The organism is Kitasatospora sp. NPDC090091 (assembly GCF_044747365.1).
In the GTDB taxonomy this organism is placed as follows: Bacteria; Actinomycetota; Actinomycetes; order Streptomycetales; family Streptomycetaceae; genus Kitasatospora.
Genome location: NZ_JBIVDY010000011.1, coordinates 213,233 through 231,881 on the forward strand (window position 1 = coordinate 213,233; position 18,649 = coordinate 231,881).

The following is an 18,649-nucleotide window of genomic DNA, read 5'->3' on the forward strand; positions in this document are numbered from 1 at the left end:
GTCGCCGGGCCGGTGAGAGGCTGGAACGAGTTGACGCCTCAGGCCCCTGGGAGTTTTCCGATGAGCCCGACCCGGAGACTGGCCGCACTCCCGTGCGGACGCCGCAGCAAGTGGGTGGTGCTGGCCCTCTGGCTGGTGCTGCTGGTGGTCGCGGGTCCGCTCGCCGGCAAGCTCAACGGCGCCGAGGACAACCAGGCCTCCAGCTGGCTTCCCGGCAACGCCGAGTCCACCCAGGTGCTCAACGAGCAGCGCGCCTTCCAGCCGGTGGACACCGCGCAGGCCGTGGTGGTCTACCAGCGCGACGGCGGGATCACCCCGGCCGACCGGGTCGAGGCGGCCCGGGACGCCGCCGCCTTCGCCACCGCGCCGCACGTCCTGGGCCAGGTGGTCGGACCGGTGGCCTCCGCCGACGGCCAGGCGATGCAGACCATCGTGCCGATCGACATCGGCACCGGCGGCTGGGAGGACCTGCGCCCGGCCGTGGACAACCTGCGCGCCACCGCCGCCGACGGCAGCCAGGGCATGGTCACCCACGTCACCGGCCCCGCCGGGATCGGCGCCGACCAGGCCGAGGTCTTCGCGGGCATCGACAGCACTCTGCTGGCCGCCACCATCAGCGTGGTGATCATCCTGCTGCTGCTGACCTACCGCAGTCCCGTCCTGTGGCTGCTGCCGCTGCTCTCCGCCGCCGGGGCGCTGGTCGTCTCCCAGGCGGTGATCTACCTGCTGGCCGACCACGCCGGACTGACCGTCAACGCGCAGAGCGCGGGCATCCTGATCGTGCTGGTGCTCGGTGCCGGCACCGACTACGCCCTGCTGCTCACCGCCCGCTACCGGGAGGAGCTGCGAAAGCACGAGAACCGGCACGAGGCGATGGCGTTCGCCCTGTACCGGGCCGGGCCCGCCATCCTGGCATCCTCGGCCACCGTGGTCGCCTCGATGCTCTGCCTGCTGATCGCCGAGATGAACTCCACCAGCAGCCTCGGGCCGGTCTGCGCAATCGGTGTGGTGGTGGCGCTGGTCGCGATGCTCACCCTGCTGCCGGCGCTGCTGGTGGTGTTCGGCCGGTGGGTCTTCTGGCCGGTCAAGCCCGCGTACGGGACGCCGGAGCCGACCAGATCGGGCCGCTGGGCGCACGTCGGCGCCTGGATCGGCCGCCGTCCGCGCAAGGTGTGGATCGGCACCACGCTGGCCCTGGCCGCCTGCTGCGTCGGCCTGGTCTCGCTGAACGCCACCGGCCTCAGCACGGCCGGCACCTTCACCGGCAAGCCGGACTCGGTGGTCGGCCAGGAGGTGCTGCAGCAGCACTTCCCCGGTGGGACGGGCGCGCCGCTGACCGTGATCAGCACCGAGGCCGGGGTCGTCGCCGTGCGCGCGGCGGCGACGTCGACGCCCGGCGTCGCGGGGACCTCGGCGCCGGAGGTGCACGAGGGGGAGGCGCTGTTCAAGGCCACGCTCGCCGATCCACCGGACAGCCAGGCCGCCAAGGACACCGTGGACCGGGTGCGGGCGGCCGTCCACGCGGTGCCGGACGCGGACGCCAAGGTCGGCGGCAGCACCGCAGTGATCCTGGACGCCGGGCGCGCCGCGACGAACGACAACCGGACGATCATCCCGCTGGTGCTCGGTGTGGTGCTGGTGATCCTGGCACTGCTGCTGCGCGCGATCACCGCGCCGCTGGTGCTGATCGCCACCGTGGTCCTGTCCTTCGCCTCCGCGCTCGGGATCAGCGCGTTCTTCTTCGAGCACGTCTTCCACTTCGAGGGCCAGGACAACTCCTTCCCGCTGTTCGTCTTCGTCTTCCTGGTGGCGCTCGGCATCGACTACAACATCTTCCTGATGACCCGGGTGCGGGAGGAGTCCGCCCACCAGGGCACCCGGAGGGGCGCGATCACCGGGCTGGCGGCGACCGGTGGGGTGATCACCTCGGCCGGGCTGATCCTGGCGAGCACCTTCGCGGTGCTCGGCACGCTGCCGCTGGTCGGCTTCGCCGAGATCGGCTTCGCGGTGGCCCTCGGCGTCCTGCTGGACACCCTGGTGGTGCGGTCGGTGCTGGTCACCGCCCTCACCATGGACCTGGACCGGCACATGTGGTGGCCGAGCAAGTTGTCCAAGCAAGTCGTGGATTCGGAAGGCGAGTTGGCCAGACAGCTTTAAGTTACCGCCGAGTTCATACGGTGATCGTCCGATGTCTTGCCAGGTGTGGCCGGAGGCGCGTTCACTGCGGGCATGCCAACTCCCTCCACGCTTCGCCGCGGCTCGCGCCTGGCCGCCGCCGCTGCCGTCGCCGCGGGCCTGATCGCCCCGCTGGCCGTCGCCCCCACCGCCTCGGCCGCCACCGTGCCCGCCGGCTCGGTGCCCGCGCTCAAGGTGCTGACGTACAACGTCTTCCTGATGAGCAAGAGCCTCTACCCCAACTGGGGCCAGGACTACCGCGCGAAGGCCATCGCCGCCGCGGACTTCTTCCAGGGCCAGGACGTCGTCGTCCTCCAGGAGGCCTTCGACAACGCCGCCTCCGACCTGCTCATCTCGCAGGCCTCGGCCGCCTACCCGTACCACACCCCGGTCGTCGGCCGCTCGACCAGCGGCTGGGACGCCACCGGCGGCAGCTACAGCTCCACCACGCCGGAGGACGGCGGGGTGACGCTGCTCAGCAAGTGGCCGATCCTGCGCAAGGAGCAGTACATCTTCAAGGACGCCTGCGGGGCGGACTGGTGGTCGAACAAGGGCTTCGTCTACGCCGTGCTGAATGTCAACGGCGTGCGCACCCACGTGGTCGGCACCCACCTGCAGTCCACCGACACCGGCTGCTCCGCCGGTGAGCCGGCGGCGGTGCGGGCGGCGCAGCTCAAGGCGATGAAGTCGTTCATCGACGGCAAGAACATCCCGGCCGCCGAGCCGGTGGTCATCACGGGTGACCTCAACATCAACTCGCACGACACCGAGTACCCGTCGCTGCTCGCCAACGCGGGCGTCGCGCCGGCCGACACCCGCAACGGCTGGGTCAACTCCTTCGACACCGTCGACAACTCGATCGCCGCCTACCGGTATCCCGGTGAGCCCAAGGAGGACCTGGACTACGTCCTCTACCGGACCGACCACGCCCGGCCGGCGAGCTACACCAACACGGTGGTCCGCTTCCACAGCGCGCCGTGGACGGTGAGCAGCTGGGGCAAGAGCTACACCTACAACGACCTCTCCGACCACTACCCGGTGACGGCCGGCTAGGTCAGGGCTGCGACGGGCGGCGCCGCTACGCGCCGCCCGTGAAGAGCCGGTAGGCCGGTCCGAGGGCGGCCTCCAGGGGCCGCCCCCGGACGGTGATCCCGGAGGCGCCGAGCTCGGCGAGCACGGTGCCGGGCACCGGGCTGCCGGCGGGTGCCTGCGCAGGGGTGCCGACGGCGGGATCGGCGGGGGCCGCCGGGATGCGGGCCTGCCAGAAGGTGTCGAGGCAGTCCGCGAGCGGGCGGTCGCCCGGCGGGAGCCTCTGGTCGGGGGCGGGCCCGCGGCCCGGTGCGGGCCCGCGGTCGGACGGCCGGCGGTCGGACGGCCGGCGGTCGGGGACGGTCATCGGGCGGGTCACTCTCCGATCGCGTCGGCGGACAGGCCGAGCAGCTCGCGCAGCCGCTCGGCGGACAGTTCGGCCAGCCACTCCTCGCCGCCGCCGATCACGGCGTCGGCCAGACCGCGCTTGGCGGCCAGCAGGTCGTCGATCCGCTCCTCCACCGTGCCGACGCAGACCAGCCGCCTCACCTGTACGTCGCGGCGCTGCCCGATCCGGTGCGCCCGGTCGGTCGCCTGGTCCTCGACGGCCGGGTTCCACCAGCGGTCGAGGTGGATCACCTGGTTGGCGGCGGAGAGGTTGAGACCGGTCCCGCCCGCCCGCAACGACAGCAGGAAGACCCTTGCCCCGTCGGGCCGTTGGAACCGTTCGACCAGCTCGTCCCGGCGCCCCTTGGGCACCCCGCCGTGCAGGTACGGCACGTCCTCGCCCAGCCGTTCGCGCAGGTAGGGCTGCAGCATCGCGCCGAACTCGGCGTACTGGGTGAAGACCAGCGCCCGGTCGCCCTCGGCCAGCGCCTCCTCCAGCACCTCCACCAGCCGCTCGACCTTGCCCGAGCGGCCGGCCACCGACGTTCCGTCGTGCAGCAGTTGGGCCGGGTGGTTGCAGACCTGCTTGAGCCGGCCGATCGCCGCCAGGACGGCACCCTTGCGCTCCACGCCGCGCATGCCGCGCAGCCGCTCCAACAGATCGGCCACCACCGCCCGGTAGAGACCGGCCTGTTCGGCGGTGAGGCTGCAGCGGACGGTGAACTCCTGCTTGGCGGGCAGGTCCTGGGCGATCTGCGGGTCGCTCTTGCTGCGGCGCAGCAGGAACGGTCCGGACAGCCGGCGCAGCCGGGCCGCCGCCTCGACGCTCCCGGCCTGCTCCACCGGGATCGAGAACCGCTCCTTGAACGACTCCGCGCTGCCGAACAGCCCCGGGTTGGCGAAGTCCAGTACCGCGTGCAGCTCGGCGAGCCGGTTCTCCACCGGCGTGCCGGTGAGCGCGATCCGCGGCCCGGAGCGCAGCGAGCGGATCGCCCGGGACTGCCGGGCCGCCGGGTTCTTGATGTGCTGCGCCTCGTCCGCGACGATCCGCCGCCAGCGGATCGCGCGCAGCTCGGCGGCGTCGCGCTGGACCAGCCCGTAGGTGGTGATCACCAGGTCGGCGGACCGGTCGGGCGCGGAGCGGTCGGCGCCGTGGTGGACGTGGACGCGCAGCCCCGGCGCGAACCGGGCCGCCTCCCGCTGCCAGTTGCCGACCAGCGACATCGGGCAGACCAGCAGGGTGGGGCCGGTGGCGCCGCGCTGCTGCTCCAGCGCGAGCAGGGCGAGGGTCTGGACGGTCTTGCCGAGTCCCATGTCGTCGGCCAGGACGGCGCCGAGCCCGAGCCGGCCGAGGGCGTCCAGCCAGGCCAACCCCCGCCGCTGGTAGGGGCGGAGGGTGCCGGTGAAGCCGTCGGGCAGTTCGGGGACGCGGTCGGCCGGGCCGGGGCGGCCGGCCAGCAGGTCCCCGATCGGCCCGGCCGCGCGGACGGCGGTCACCGGCAGCCCGTCCACCACGGCGCCGTCGTCCAGGGCGAGCCGGAGCAGCTCGACCGGCTCCATCACGCCGCGACCTCGCGCGGCCAGGAAGCGTACGGCGGCGGCGAGTTGGGCCTGGTCCACCTCGATCCAGCGGCCGCGCAGCCGGACCAGCCCCTGCTGGGCCGCCACCAGCTCGGCCAACTCCTCCTCAGTGAGGGTCAGTTCACCGATGGAGAGCTGCCACTGAAAGTTCAGCACGGCGTCCCGGTCCACCCGGGCGGTGCGCCGCACCGAGCCCGGGGCGGTGGCCGGTGCCGCGGCGAGGGCGAGGCCGAGCCGGGGGCGCCGCTGCCACCAGGCCGGGAGCAGCACGCCGAAGCCGGCCCGGGTGAGGGCGGGGGCGGCCTCACGCAGGAAGCGCAGGGCGCCCGCACGGTCCAGGTCGACACCGGTGGGGCGGGGCGCCAGCAGCACACCGCGCAGCGGCGGGTGGACGCGGGCGGCCCGCTCCAGCTCGGCGAGGAGGGCGGCGGCCGGGTCGGCGACGGTGCGCGTCAGTGCGGCGTACCCCGCGTCCTCGGCCCAGAGGTCGGCGGCGGGGACGACCAGGGAGGGGCGGTCGGCAGCCTGGAGCAGCAGGTCGAGCCGCCAGGTCTCGGGGGCCGCCTCCTCCTGGGCCGCTCCCCCGGTGCGGTCGTCCCCGTACGGGAGGCCGTCCGGGCCGAGGGGTTCGGTGAGGCGGAGGTTGAGCCGGACCGGGCTGTCGGCGGGGCGGGCGGCCCCCCAGGCGGTCAGGCGCTCCGGCAGGTCGGCGGCCGGGGGCCGGCGGAGACGGCCGTCGGCGGCGTGGAGTGCGACGAGCCAGGGCTCGGCGGGCGGTTCGAGGCCGACGAGGGCGGCGCGGGCCTCCTGGTCGACGAGGGTGTCGAGCAGACCGGTGGCCAGCTCGGTCCCGGTCGGGGCGGCGGCGGGGGCCTCCGGCCGGCCTGCGCCCGGGCGGTGCTCGGCCCGGCAGACCGGCGGACAGCCCGCGGCCAATGCGGCGAGCTCGCGCCGGGCCGGCGCGTCCGGGGCGGGCCGCCAGCGCGCGTACCACTCGCCCGGCCGCTCCTCGGCGAGGACGGGCAGCAGCCGCCCCCGCCCGACCAGCCGCCAGGCGAGGTCGTGCACGGCGGACAGCCAGCGCAGCGAGGCACCGAAGGTGAGCTCGACGGACTCGCCGCCGGGCAGCTCCACCGTCGCACCGGGCCAGCGCGGATCGTGCAGCGCCCCCAGCAGCTGGGCCGCCTCCGCGGGGCCGAACAGCAGCGTCGGCACCCGCCACGCGCCGAGCGCGACGCCGCGCGGTGCGCTGCCCACCGGCAGGTCCGGCGAGGGGACGGGCCGCTCGCCGAGGGTCGGCAGCAGCAGGCCGGTCCAGCGTTCGTCCGCCTGGCCGGCCAGCCAGTCGAGGCCTGGCCCGATCGCCCCCAGCAGCCGGGCGACCTCCCCCGCCGTGCAGGCGTACGGGTGCGCGCCCGCGCCGGGCCGGGCTGCGCCGGGCCGCCCGGTGCGGTAGGCCGCCGCGTCCTCCGCCCAGAGCGCGAGGCGGCCGTCGGCTCGCCAGAGCGCGTGCAGGGCGTACATCGGGGCGGGCCTCCGGGGCGGTGGGGACGGCGAGCCTCCCAGCCTAACCACGACCTCCGACAACCGGCCCCGGGGCGAGGCGCCGGGAGGCCGGCTGCTCCCTGATCAGGCGGTCGCGTCGGCGGCGGCCCCGGCCGCGGCGTCGGCCCCGGCTGCGCTCTCGGCCGTCGCCGCCGCCGCGCCCACCGTGCGGAAGTGGTCGAGTGCGAACGCGGCGAACAGGCGGGCGGCGGTCGAGTGCGGAGCGCCGCCGTCGCGGACCAGGCGCAGCTCGCGGTGGCAGCCGGGCTCGGCGATCCGCACCCAGGAGAGCGGCCCGCGCACCTCCGAGGTACGGGCCATCGCCGGGAGCAGGGCCACCCCGAGACCCGCGGCGACCAGGCTGACGACGGCGCCGGGCTCGTCCCCCTCGCAGACGACCACCGGCTCGACGCCGGCCCGGGCGAAGAGCCGGTCCGCGAGGACCCGCTGCCAGTGCCCCCGGCCCGGGGTGACCAGCGGTTCGCCCTCCAGCGCGGAGAGCGGGACCGCCTCGCGGCCGGCCAGCCGGTGTCCGTCCGGAACGGCCAGCAGCACCTCCTCCCGCAGCAGCAGCTCCGAGACGAGGCCGGGCCCGACGAGCGGCTGGGACGCGACGCAGAGGTCCACCTCCCGGGTGCGGAGCCGACGCGCCATGGCGTCGGCGGACGACTGGCGCAGCCGCACCTCGATGCCCGGGTGGGCGGCCCGGAAGCGGACCAGCAGGCCGGTGACGGTCAGCAGCGTCTCGGCGGCCAGCGTCACCCGGCGGTTGCGTTCGGCGGCGTCGGCCAACTCGCGCGCTCCGTCGTCGAGTTCGCGAAGGGCGCGATCGACGCGGCGCAGGAAGGCCGCGCCGTGTTCGTTGAGGTGGATCCGGCGGCCCCGGCGGTCGAAGAGCCGGACCCCGAGCTCCGCCTCCAGCCGGGAGATCGTCCGGCTCACCGAGGGCTGGGCCACCCGCAGTTCCTCGGCCGCCCGGCTGACGTGCTCGTACCGGGCCACCACCTGGAAGCACCGCAGTGCCGGCAGGTCCATCCGCCAGTCCCCCCTCGGTCCCCGCGCGTCCGCGACGTCGGCGCTGTTCTACGGCGGCACCGCCGCCTCCGCCGAGCGGCTGCGCCGGGCCGCCGAGCTGTTCGGGCCCGTGTTGCACGGGTGGTACGGGCAGACCGAGGCCGGGTCGATCACCGAGGCCGGACCGGCGGAGCACGCCGTCACCGGGCCAGGCGGCCGGATCACCGCCGGACGCCCGGCGCCCGGGGTGACGATCGAGATCCGGAGCCCCTCCGGAGCCGTACTGCCCCCGGGCGAGAACGGGGAGATCTTCGTCCGCACCGCTATGACGATGGCGGGCTACTGGCGCCGTCCGGACCTCACCGCCGAGGTGCTGCAACAGGGTTGGGTCCGCACCGGCGACGTCGGCCACCTCGACGCGGCGGGCTACCTCCACCCGGTCGACCGACTGAAGGACATGGTGGTCGTGGTCGGCGGCCACGTGTACCCGGCGGATGTCGAGGAGGCGCTGCTCGCCCACCCGGCCGTCGCCGGGTGCGCCGCCTTCGGTGTCCAGGGAGCGGACGGGACGGAGGAGTTGCACGTCGCGGTCGTGCCCGCGGCCGGCGGCCGCCCCGACGGCGCGCTGGTCCGGGCGCTCGCCACCGAGCGGCTGGGCGCGATGTACGCGCCGGCCGCCGTCCACCTCCTGGACCGCCTCCCGCTCACCGAGGCCGGCAAGCCCGACCGCAAGCTGCTCCGTGCCACGCTCGGACCGACCGGGCCGAATGCGCCGACGTCCCCGGTCGCCCCGACCGCCGCCGGCGGGGTATGTCGACATCAAGTATCTTGACGTCGAGATTCATGTCCGGCAGGCTGCTCCCCGGACGAACGGAACGGGGAGGGTCGGACCATGGGCAACCGCGGGGACGGACTGCTGGCGCAGTTGCGCCGGCCGCCGGGCGGACGGGACGGGCGGATCATGCTCCTCGCCCAGTTCCTGGACCGGGCCGGCACCGGGACGTGGGCTGCCTCCTCGGTGCTCTACTTCACCTTCGTGACCCGGCTCGACGCGCGGCAGGTCGGCCTGCTGCTCGGCATCGCCGCGGTGGCCGGAATCGCCGGCTCCCCGCTGGCCGGACAGCTGGCCGAGCGGTTCCCGGTCCGGCGGCTGCTGATCGGCTGCCACCTGCTGCGCCTGGGCACGATGGGCCTGCTCCTTGCCTGCGACGGCTTCGCCGCGCTGCTGCCCGTGATGGCAGTCACCTGCCTGGCCGAACGGGGCGCCAAGACGCTGGAGATGCTGTTCGCCACCCGGGCGGCCGGCGAGCGGCGGTCCACCTACCAGGCGCTCACCCGCAGCGCGGCCAACGCCGGGTACGCCCTGGGCGCCGGGGTCGCGGCGCTCGGCCTGGCCGTCGGGACGGTCGGCGCCTACCAGGTGCTGGTGCTGGCCAACGCGCTCTCCTTCGCGGTGACCGCCGCGCTGGTCTGGCGCACCCGGGAGCCGCGATCCGCCCCCGGCCGGGTCGCAGCGGGCGCCCCGACGCCGACCGGCCCGGTGGCCGCCCCCGCACCCGCCTCCGAAACCGCCCCCGCACCCGCCGGGCCGGCGCCGCGCCCCTGGCGCGACCGCGGCTACCTGCGCTTCGTCCTCCTCGACATCCCGACGAACCTCGACGACTCCGTCCTCGGCGTCGGCCTGCCGCTCTGGCTGGTCGAGCACACCACCGCCCCGCACGCCCTGGTGCCGGCCTTCCTGGTGCTCAACACGGTGCTGGTGGTCCTCCTCCAACTGCGGCTCTCCGCAAAGGCCGAGGGCCCCCACCGGGCGGCCGGCGCGGTGGGGCTCGCCGGCCTGGCGATGTTCATCGGCTGCGCCCTCGTGGCCCTCGGCACCGGCGGCGGAGCCTGGTCCGCCTCGGCCGCCCTGCTGGCGGCGGCGACGGTGGTGACCGCCGCCGAGCTGATGCGCTCGGTCAGCTCCTGGGAGCTGGCCGTCTCCCTCGCCCCCGACCGCTCCCGCGCCTCCTACCTGGGCGTCGCCGGCATGTCCCAGTCCATCCAGAAGTCCGCCGGCCCGCTGCTCCTCACCGGCGCCGTGATGACCGCCGGTCCGGCCGGCTGGCTCACCCTCGGCACCGCGGTCGCCGGCCTCTCCCTCCTCCAGCGCCGCTCCTGCCTCCGCCGTCTGGCCGCCATGCGGCCGGCCGAGGGGACGGCGACGGTCGAAGTCGCCGGCGGTGCGACGGACCCCCTCCCGGCCACGGCCCGGACCTGACCCGCCGCTCAGGCCCCGGCGGCCGGGGAGCCCGGTAGAGGTTCCCCGACCCACCCGCGGATCCGGCCCCGACCGGGCCCGTGTTGCCCCGGATGGATCATCTGGCGTGCAGCGGAGGGGACTTGGCCCTAGGTTGCGTTGCGAGGGGGCTACTCGACCGAGAGGTGTCTACTGCCATGGCAGGCAAGTTCGAGCTGTACACCGACGAGAGCGGCATGCACCGGTTCCGGCTGAAGGCGAGCAACGGCTCCGTCGTCGTGACGGGCGACCCGCAGGAGAGCCGGGACGACTGCATCAAGAGCATCGAGTCGATCCGGAAGCTCGCGCCCTACGCGGAGCTCAAGGAGGCGGCCGCGGGTACGGCCTGACCGGACCCGCGCGCAGCCCCGCCGGGTGCGGGTGCGGGCGCGCGTGGCGCGGGGTCGGCGAAGCGAGGGAATTCGCCGACCCCCGTTCGTTTGTACGACAGATCCCTTTGGCCGGGTGCACGCCGGACGCGGACAGAACACTGACATGCGCGTCGTCATCGTCACCGAATCCTTTCCGCCCGAGGTCAACGGAGTCGCCCACAGCGTGCTGCGGACGGCCGAACACCTGGTCCGCCGGGGCCATCAGCCCCTCGTCGTCACTCCGGCACCCGCGCGCGGTGCCGACTGCCCGCCGCACACCTTCGGGGCCGGGTCCACCACGGCCGAACTGCCGGTGGTCCGCATCCCCTCCGTCCCGCTGCCCGGCTACCCGCAGGTCCGGATCGCCCTGCCGAGCCGGCAGCTCACCGCCGCGATCGCCGGGCACCGGCCCGACGTGGTCCACCTGGCCAGCCCGTTCGTGCTCGGCGCGCGCGGCATGCAGGTCGCCGCCCGCCTGGGCGTCCCGGCCGTCGCCGTCTACCAGACCGACCTCGCCGGGTACGCGCACGCGTACCGCGCCGGGCGCGGGCTCGGCGAGGCCGCCGCCTGGCACCGCATCCGCGCCATCCACGGCGCCGCGGCCCGGACGCTCGCTCCCTCCACCCCGGCCGCGCAGGACCTCACCGCGCACGGCGTCCCGCGGGTCCAGCTCTGGCCGCGCGGGGTCGACTCCGTGCGGTTCCACCCGCGCCACCGCGACGAGGCGCTCCACCGGGCGCTCGCCCCCGGCGGGGAGGTGCTGGTCGGGTACGTCGGGCGGCTCGCGCCCGAGAAGCGCGTCGACCTGCTGGCCGCGGCCTCGGCGCTGCCCGGCGTACGGGTGGTGGTGATCGGCGACGGCCCGTCCGCGCCCGGCCTCAAGGCCGCGATGCCCGGCGCCGTCTTCCTCGGCCGCCGCACCGGCGACGAGCTGGCGCGCTGCTTCGCCACCCTGGACGTCTTCGTGCACACCGGCCCGCTGGAGACCTTCTGTCAGACCATCCAGGAGGCGATGGCCAGCGGTGTCCCGGTGATCGGGCCGGCCGCCGGCGGCCCGCTCGACCTGGTCGCCCACCACCGGACCGGCCTGCTCGTACCGCCCCGGGACGGCGCGGCGGTCGCCCGGGCGGTGGAGACCCTGGCCGCCGACCCCGAGCTGCGGGCCGCCTACGGCCGCGCCGGACGGGCGGAGGTGACCGCCCGCACCTGGGAGGCGGTCGGGGACATGCTGCTGCGGCACTACGCAGAGGTGCTGGCGGAGCACCGCGGCACGGCCGTGCCGGGCGCAGCCGTGGCGGGGGCGGTCGTGCCCGGGGCAGCCGTGCCGAGTGCGGTCGCCCCCGGCGCAACCGTCCCCGGGGCCGGCCAGGCCGCGCCCACCGTGGGCTCCCCCACCCCCGACGCCCCCGCGGTGGCCGAGGGCCTGCCGGCATGACCGGCCGAGGAGACTCCCTGCGGATCGTCCGGGTGGCGAACTTCGTCACCCCGGTGTCGGGCGGACTGCGCACCGCCCTGCGGCACCTCGGCGCGGGCTACCGGGCCGCCGGCCACACGCCCGTCCTCCTCGTCCCCGGCGAACGGCGGACGGAGCAGGAGACCGAGCAGGGCCTGGTCGTCACCCTCCCCGGGCCGGTCCTGCCCGGCAGCGGCGGCTACCGGCTGCTCACCGACCGGCGGGCCGTCGCACACGAACTGACCCGGCTCGCGCCCGACCGGCTGGAGGTCTCCGACCGCACCACCCTGCGCTGGACCGGCGACTGGGCCCGCCGGCACGGCCTCCGCTCGGCGATGGTCTCGCACGAGAGCGCCGCCGGACTGCTCCGCACCTGGGGCCTGCCCGCCCCGCTCGCCGGCGCAGCCGGCGACCGGCTCAACACCCGCACCGCGCGGGCGTACGACACCGTGATCTGCACGACCGACTGGGCCGCCGCCGAGTTCCGCCGGCTGGGCGTACGGAACCTGGCGCGGGCCCCACTGGGCGTGGACCTAGCCGCACTGCGCCCGCCGACCGCCCCCGAGCGCGCGGACGAGCGGGCCCGGTACGCCGATCCGGACCAGGTGCTGCTGGTGCTCTGCTCGCGGCTCTCCACCGAGAAGCACCCCGAACGGGCCGTCGACGCCCTCGCCGAGCTGCGGGCCGGCGGGCTCCCGGCCGTTCTGGTGGTGGCCGGCACCGGACCGCTCCGGTCGCGGCTCGCCGCCCGCGCCGCGCGGCTCGCGCTGCCCGTGCACCTGCTCGGTCACGTCGCCGGCCGGGACGCGCTGGCCCGGCTGCTGGGCTGCGCGGACGTGGTGCTCGCCCCCGGGCCGGTGGAGACCTTCGGCCTCGCCGCCATGGAGGCGCTCGCCTGCGGCACGCCGGTGGCGGTCAGCCGCTCGTCGGCCCTCCCCGGGCTGGTCGGGCCGGCGGGCGTGGCCGCGGACGACACCGGTGCGGGGTTCGCCGACGCCGTCCGCGAACTGCTCGACCGCCCGGAGGGGGCCCGCCGCGCCGCGGCCCGCGCCCAGGCCGAGCAGTACGGCTGGCCGGCCGCGGTCGCCGCGTTCCTCACCGCCCACGGCGCACCCCCCGGGGGCCCTGCGCAGGAGAGCGCGGAGCCGAAGGGCGCCGAACCGGCGCCCGTCGCGCGACAGCGCCGCGCAGCGGACGGCGTCCAGCAGGAACAGGCCCAGCGGTAGCGGAAGCAGCAGGAGCGGGCGCGCACCGGTACCGGGCACGTCCGAACCGGGCACCGCACGAGAAGTCGAACCGGCCGACTTCCGGTGCCGGCCCCGCACCGCGCCCCCGTGCCCGGCCACCCGGCCGGGTACGCGGGCGCGCAGCAGAGCAGCAGAGCAGCAGCCGAAGTGCTGCAACGACAGACACGGCAACGAGACATGTGGCGCAGGAAGTCGGACAGGCCGACTTCCTGCGCCCGCAGTGAGGTGTGGGAGGTTCGCGGTGGAGACGGCGGTCGTGGTCGGGGACGGTCGGGTGGTGGAGCCGGTGCGGTTCGTGGCGCTCGGCGACTCGCTCACGGAGGGGGTCGGCGACCCGGTGGCCGGCGGGTGGCGGGGCTGGGCGGCGCTGCTCGCGGGCGCGTTGGCACCGCCGGAGGCGGGCGTCGAGTTCACCAACCTCGCCCGGAGCGGGGCGCTCAGCGGCGACCTGCGGACCGAGCAGCTGCCGGCCGCCCTGGCGCTGCGGCCGGGTATGGCGGCCGTGCTGGTCGGCGGCAACGACACACTGCGGGCCGGGTTCGACATCGGCCGCACCGCAAGGGAGTTGGACGCGGTGCTCGGCGAACTGTCCGGCAGCGGCGCCCTGCTGCTCACCGCGTGCCTGCCCGATCCGGGCGCGCTGCTGCGGCTGCCCCGACCACTCGCACGTCCGCTGGCCCGGCGGATGCGCGCGGTGAACACCGTGGTGCACGCCCTCTCCGTCCGCCACCGGGCCGTCCACCTGCACGTCGCCGAGCTGCCGTGGGTGGCCAAGCGGCACCTGCTGAGCGTCGACCGGCTCCACCCCAGTACCGAGGGGCACCACTTGATCGCCCGCGGCTTCCACGCGCTGATCGCCGAGACCGGCCGTCCGCTGGGCGACGCGCCCGCCACCCAGCCCGCCGAGCCGCCGCCCGGCACGGCGGCCGACCTGTGGTGGATGGCCACCCGCGGCACCAGTTGGGTCGTCGATCGCAGTACCGATCTGCTGCCGGGGCTGCTCGCGCTGGCCGCGGGTGAGACCGCCGCCCGTCTCCGCGGCGCGACGGCCCGGTACGACGAGCAGATGGCCCGCGCGGCCGACGCAGCCCTCGCCTCGCTCGGCCCGGGTGGCACGACCGAACCGGTCGCCCCGGCCCGCCTCCCCGGTATCCCCGACCTCCCCGGCCAGGCGGTGCCCGGCCTCTGACCCGTGCGGGAGCCGGGCGTGCCGGCGTGGTGCGACTCGTGCGCCGGCGGGCAGCGGCCTGACGGAGGCTTAGGCTCCTGACGTGTGGTCATAGACCCGCCGCCGGCCGGGCCGTCCGGGAACCGCGGCGGTCGACCGGATGTCGTGGTAAACAGCGGGCGGGGCGTTCCCGGCCCGGCGGAGGGAGTGGTCGCAGTGGTGACGTCATCGCCTGCGGGTGCACAGGACGGGCGTGCGGGGCGTGAGTTGATGGCCGCCGCCGGGGTACTCTTCCCGGACGGGCAGGGCCGGGTGCTGGTGGTCCGGCTGCCGTACGACCGGAAGCACCCGGTGGCGATCCCGGGCGGGGGCTGGGAGCCCGGGGACCTGTCGCCGCGCCGGACGGCCGTCCGGGAGATCGCCGAGGAGCTCGGGTTCACGCCCCGGCTCGGGCCGCTGGCCTGCATCGACTGGACGCTGGACGACTCCCGGCCGCCGATCGCCGCACACCTCTACTGGGCCGAGCCGCTCACGCCCGAGCAGGCGGCCGCGTTCACTCCGGACTCGGCGGAGGTCGGCGGCTGGGCGTGGCTGACGCCGGAGCAGGCGGGCCACGCGCTGCCGCCACGGCTCTCCCGGCGGGTCGGCGCCTGCCTGCGGGCGCCGCGTTCGGCCGGTCCGCTGGAGCTGGAGGACAGCCTCCCGGCCGGGCACACCCTCGACCACCTGGCGGCCGAACCGCCCGTCGCCTACACCCGGTTGACGGGCGTGGCGCTCACCGGCGGCGCCGACCGGCCGACTCCCGAGGCCGCCGATCCCCCGCTGGACCGCGCCACGTACATTGCCACCCGGCCACGGATCCGGGCCAAGGCCCGGACGCTCTTCACGGCCGAGGACGGGCGGGTGCTGCTGGTCCGGCTCCGGCCGTGGGACGGCCCGGGCGGCGAGGAGCCGTACTGGGTGCTGCCCGGCGGCGGCATCGAGGCGGACCGGGAGCTGCCCCGGGCAGCGGCCCGCCGCGAGGTCCGCGAGGAGCTGGGGTGGGAGTGCGAACCGGGCCGGCTGCTGGCGCTGGACTGGCTGCCCGGCCGGGCCGCGGACCCGGCGAGCCGGCGGGAGACGGCCGTCCTGGTCTACGTCTTCGACGGCGGCGCGGTGACGGAGGAGCAGCTGGCATCGGCCGTCCTGGCCGAGGACGAGCTGGTGGAACTGCGGCTCTGCGACCCGGAGGAGGCACAGCGCCTGCTCTCGGCGTCGTCCTGGGCCCGGACGGCGGCCGCGCTCGCCGCCCGCCACCGCCCGGGCGGGCCGGCCGAGCTGGTCGGGGGCCGTCCGGCCGACCGACCGGAGCGCCCTCGGGTGTCCTGACCCGCGGGGCGGTCCCGTGGTGCTCGTCTGGTCCACTGCTCCGAACGGTGTTCCTGGGCGACACTGGGCGCATGCAGAACGGGATCGCAGAGGTGCTGACCGGACGGCGGGTGGCGGCGGTCAGCGGCGGCGGCCGGCTCGACCTCACGCTGGACGGGCCGGTGACCGTGCGGGTGGCGCACGAGTTCCGGGTCGACGCGCCGTCCGAGGTGGAGCACTACTACCCGGGGCTGACCTTCCGCCCCACCGGTCCGCTGCGGGGTCTGGTGGGCCGGGCCGTCGCCGGCGCCCGGGTGACCATGGCCGGCGGGCTGGAGGTGGCGTTCGACGGCGGTGTCACGCTCTCGGTGCCGCCGCACGCGGTGGTCGCGCCCTGGAGCGTGCTCACGCCCGAGGGCGCCGTCTGCGACGGGCTCGCCGGTGGCGAGGTGGTCTGGTCGGCCGGCCCCACGACGGAACGCCGAACCGAGGGGTGAGCCGGACCGCGCGCCGGGTGACGCGCGGTCCGGCCCCACACCGGGGAGGCCTCCGGGGGTCTGGCCTCCCCGGGGGTCGGACCACCAGCCGTCAGACCTCCAGATCGTTCTCGATCCTCGTCAGCTGGTGGCGTGCCATGGCGAGGTTGGCCCGGGCCTTGTCCAGTGCGAGGTAGAGGAACAGGCCCTTGCCGCTGCGGCCGGTGAGCGGGCGGATCAGGTGGTACTGGCTGCTGAGCGTGATGAGGATGTCCTCGATCCCGTCCCCCAGGCCCAGCATGTCCATCGTGCGCATCTTGGCCCGGACCACGTCGGTGTTCCCGGCGGCGGCGACGTTGAGGTCAAACCCGCCCGCGCCGTCGAGGGTGGCGAGCGCCATCCCGCTGTTGTAGTCGACCAGGGCGGCGCCGATGGCGCCTTCGATCGAGCTCATTGCCTGCTTGAGTGCGCCGGCTGCGTCCGTCATGTCGGTTTCTCCAGTTCGTTCGAGGGGGTGGTTTCGAGGTTGGTCGAAAGGTGGGTGGTGGTCGAAAGGAAGGTCGGATGGTCGGAAGGTCGGATGGTCGGGTGATCGGGTGGGTCGGCGGTCGGGGGGTCGGATCGCCAGGTCCCTGGCGGGCGGGGAGGCGCCGGGCGGAGAGGTCAGCTCACCTCGCGCGGTTCCCGGGTCTCCTTGGAGGTGAGGGGGTCGTTGAGCAGCGCGGCGATCCGCTGGGCGGAGCGACGGGCCTCCAGGTGCAACCGGCCGACGTTCACGTCCGGGTGCGCCAGCAGCGTGAGCACGCAGCTGCCGCCCGCGCCGTACGTGGCCACGTAGCCGTACTCGCCGCGGACCAGCGACTCCCGGAAGTCGCCCTGCCCGGTGGCGTCGGCGAGGCGCTGGGCCAGGCTGAGGGAGGCGGCGGTCATCGCCGCCACCCCGGTGGGCTCGGTCCCGTGGGTGTCGTGTGCGACCAGCATGCCGTCCACGCTCCCCACCAGGCCGCCCGCGAGGTGCGGCACCCGGTGCTTGAGGGCGCGGAGTTCGGCCAGCAGCTCGGTCTCCAAGGCGATCAGTTGTCTCCTTCCGACACGCTGCTTGAGCGCCCGCCTCATGGCCGAGAGGGCGGGGTCGCGGGCGGAGAGAGGTTCAAAGTCGGGCCTCCAGAAGGGTTCGGACCCGGGTCAGCAGCGCGATGTCCGGGTCGGTGACGGTCAACGGGTGGGCCGCTGCCGGGGTCGGTGGGTGGATCGGGGTGGGCGGCCGGGCGGAGCGGGCGGCCGGCGGGAGCAGCCCGGCCAGCGCGGCCCCGGGCACCCGGCGGTGCAGGCCGCCCGCGGTTCGGCCGGCGACGGCCGGACCGCCGACAGCTGGGCCGGCGACGGCCGGACCGCCGACAGCTGGGCCGGTGACGGCCGGACCGCCACCCACGACCTGCCCGGCTGCCACGACCTGGCCCTGCCCGGCTGCCCGGCCGGCAGTCGCGGCCTGCCCGGTCGCGGGCTGTCCGGCGGGCGCCCGGACGTCCGCGTCGCGGGCACCCATGGCCCGCAGCTCACTGGCCGGCACCCGCGCCGCCTGCACCTCGGCGGTGCCGACAGCCGGCTCCGCGTCCGGACGGGCGGCGTGCCGCGGCGCGCGCCGAGCGGCGTCGCGCCCCGGGGTGACGACCAGTCCGGCGGCCGCCAGCCGCCGGATGTCGGCCGTGGTGGCGAAGGCCGAGCGACCGAGCAGTCGGGCCAGCTCCGCCGGGGTTCTTCGGCCGTCGGCCTTTTCGAGCAGCTCGCACTGGCGCCGTGTGGGCGGGCGCTGACGGCCGGCCCGGCCACCCGGAGCGGCCACCGCTCCCCGTACCCCGGTCGGGCACACCGGCGCGGCGTCGAGCTGCGGCCAGGGCCAGATCCGGTCCAGCAGGCGGCGCCGGCGCTCCACCTCCCGGCAGAGCCGCTGGGCGCTCACCGCCGAGACCGGACCGAGCCAGTGCCGGACGCCCGGTTCGAACAGCCAGTCCTCGGTGCCGGGCTCGCCGCCGTCGGCCCCGGCCACGGGCTGCCCGCCCTCGAACCCTCCACCTCTGAACCCGCCCCGACCGAACCCGCCGCCCCCGGGGGCGCCGCCGTCCGGTCTCCCGGTCCGCGGGCCCGCCTCCTCCGCGCGGGACGCGGCACGGCCCGCCGTCAGGACGCAGTAGGCGGCGTCGAACAGGACTCCGAGGTGGCCGACCTCCAACTCCCCGCGTGTGAGGCGCCGTTGGTCCACCAGAGCGCCGGCCACCAGGCCGTACGGGCCGAACGCGCCGACCACCTCGCGCCACGTCTCCGGATCGATCCGGCCGCTCCGGGTGAGCAGCACGTCCAGGTCCGGGGCGAGGTCGGACTCGGCATGCACCACCAGGCCGTCGGTGAGGTAGACGGCGCCCGCCGGTCCGCGCAGTACGCCGGTCGCGCGCTGGTCGGCCAGCCAGCCGACGGCCGCGAGCGCGTCGGCGGCGGTCACGGTCGTCACGCCGACCACCGGGGCAGCCGGGCGGGACGCGAGCCCCGGAGGGAGGAAGACCGGAGGGCACCGGCGGCCCGG

Annotated in this window: 16 protein-coding genes; 10 read left to right on the forward strand and 6 right to left on the reverse strand. The window is 75.9% G+C overall.

Annotation, left to right across the window (positions count from 1 at the left end):
• Positions 1-60: 60 nt before the first annotated feature.
• Both ACIPSC_RS20810 and sph read left to right on the forward strand, forming a co-directional pair.
• The gene (locus tag ACIPSC_RS20810; protein ID WP_400827382.1) at positions 61-2,157 is read left to right on the forward strand and encodes an MMPL family transporter; all 2,097 of its coding nucleotides are present in this window, start codon (positions 61-63) and stop codon (positions 2,155-2,157) included.
• 72 nt (positions 2,158-2,229) lie between these two features.
• Positions 2,230-3,228, forward strand: a complete 999-nt coding sequence (sph, locus tag ACIPSC_RS20815; RefSeq protein ID WP_400827383.1) for a sphingomyelin phosphodiesterase — start codon at positions 2,230-2,232, stop codon at positions 3,226-3,228.
• Positions 3,229-3,253: 25 nt separating this feature from the next.
• On the opposite strand, the gene ACIPSC_RS20820 is transcribed toward sph, so the two are convergent.
• From ACIPSC_RS20820 to ACIPSC_RS20830, 3 genes are all read right to left on the reverse strand, one after another.
• Complete coding sequence (locus ACIPSC_RS20820) at positions 3,254-3,571, reverse strand: hypothetical protein (RefSeq protein ID WP_400827384.1); 318 nt, start codon at positions 3,569-3,571, stop codon at positions 3,254-3,256.
• 8 nt (positions 3,572-3,579) lie between these two features.
• Positions 3,580-6,696 (reverse strand): SNF2-related protein, encoded by a 3,117-nt coding sequence (locus tag ACIPSC_RS20825; protein WP_400827385.1) that lies wholly within the window; start codon positions 6,694-6,696, stop codon positions 3,580-3,582.
• A 105-nt stretch (positions 6,697-6,801) separates the two neighbouring features.
• The gene (locus ACIPSC_RS20830; RefSeq protein ID WP_400827386.1) at positions 6,802-7,752 is read right to left on the reverse strand and encodes a LysR family transcriptional regulator; all 951 of its coding nucleotides are present in this window, start codon (positions 7,750-7,752) and stop codon (positions 6,802-6,804) included.
• On the opposite strand from ACIPSC_RS20830, the gene ACIPSC_RS20835 reads away from it, so the two are divergent.
• The 8 genes from ACIPSC_RS20835 to ACIPSC_RS20870 all read left to right on the forward strand — a co-directional run bounded on the left by ACIPSC_RS20835 (position 7,751) and on the right by ACIPSC_RS20870 (position 16,092).
• Positions 7,751-8,563, forward strand: a complete 813-nt coding sequence (locus tag ACIPSC_RS20835; RefSeq protein ID WP_400827507.1) for a class I adenylate-forming enzyme family protein — start codon at positions 7,751-7,753, stop codon at positions 8,561-8,563. The two genes, ACIPSC_RS20830 and ACIPSC_RS20835, sit on opposite strands and share 2 nt — an antisense overlap.
• Positions 8,564-8,623: 60 nt before the next feature.
• Positions 8,624-9,991, forward strand: coding sequence for an MFS transporter (locus tag ACIPSC_RS20840; RefSeq protein ID WP_400827388.1), 1,368 nt, complete (start codon positions 8,624-8,626; stop codon positions 9,989-9,991).
• Positions 9,992-10,167: 176 nt separating this feature from the next.
• A complete protein-coding gene (locus ACIPSC_RS20845) occupies positions 10,168-10,359 on the forward strand; it encodes a DUF1508 domain-containing protein (RefSeq protein WP_238864516.1) in 192 nt (63 codons plus the stop codon).
• 145 nt (positions 10,360-10,504) lie between these two features.
• Positions 10,505-11,815 (forward strand): glycosyltransferase family 4 protein, encoded by a 1,311-nt coding sequence (locus tag ACIPSC_RS20850; protein ID WP_400827389.1) that lies wholly within the window; start codon positions 10,505-10,507, stop codon positions 11,813-11,815.
• On the forward strand, positions 11,812-13,059 hold the full coding sequence (locus ACIPSC_RS20855) for a glycosyltransferase (protein WP_400827391.1): 1,248 nt from the start codon (positions 11,812-11,814) through the stop codon (positions 13,057-13,059). Before ACIPSC_RS20850 ends, ACIPSC_RS20855 begins: the two co-directional genes overlap by 4 nt.
• Positions 13,060-13,321: 262 nt before the next feature.
• Positions 13,322-14,269 carry an SGNH/GDSL hydrolase family protein gene (locus tag ACIPSC_RS20860; protein WP_400827393.1) on the forward strand — a complete coding sequence of 316 codons (948 nt, stop codon included), beginning with the start codon at positions 13,322-13,324 and terminating at the stop codon, positions 14,267-14,269.
• Between the two features lie 249 nt (positions 14,270-14,518).
• Positions 14,519-15,616, forward strand: a complete 1,098-nt coding sequence (locus ACIPSC_RS20865; protein ID WP_400827394.1) for an NUDIX domain-containing protein — start codon at positions 14,519-14,521, stop codon at positions 15,614-15,616.
• A gap of 71 nt (positions 15,617-15,687) precedes the next feature.
• Positions 15,688-16,092 (forward strand): DUF6188 family protein, encoded by a 405-nt coding sequence (locus ACIPSC_RS20870; protein WP_400827395.1) that lies wholly within the window; start codon positions 15,688-15,690, stop codon positions 16,090-16,092.
• A 91-nt stretch (positions 16,093-16,183) separates the two neighbouring features.
• On the opposite strand, the gene ACIPSC_RS20875 is transcribed toward ACIPSC_RS20870, so the two are convergent.
• The 3 genes from ACIPSC_RS20875 to ACIPSC_RS20885 form a co-directional block, all read right to left on the reverse strand.
• Positions 16,184-16,558 (reverse strand): hypothetical protein, encoded by a 375-nt coding sequence (locus tag ACIPSC_RS20875; RefSeq protein ID WP_400827396.1) that lies wholly within the window; start codon positions 16,556-16,558, stop codon positions 16,184-16,186.
• 176 nt (positions 16,559-16,734) lie between these two features.
• Entirely contained in the window at positions 16,735-17,139 is a 405-nt protein-coding gene (locus ACIPSC_RS20880) for a roadblock/LC7 domain-containing protein (protein ID WP_400827397.1), read from the reverse strand.
• Between the two features lie 82 nt (positions 17,140-17,221).
• A complete protein-coding gene (locus tag ACIPSC_RS20885) occupies positions 17,222-18,577 on the reverse strand; it encodes a hypothetical protein (RefSeq protein WP_400827398.1) in 1,356 nt (451 codons plus the stop codon).
• Positions 18,578-18,649: the final 72 nt, after the last annotated feature.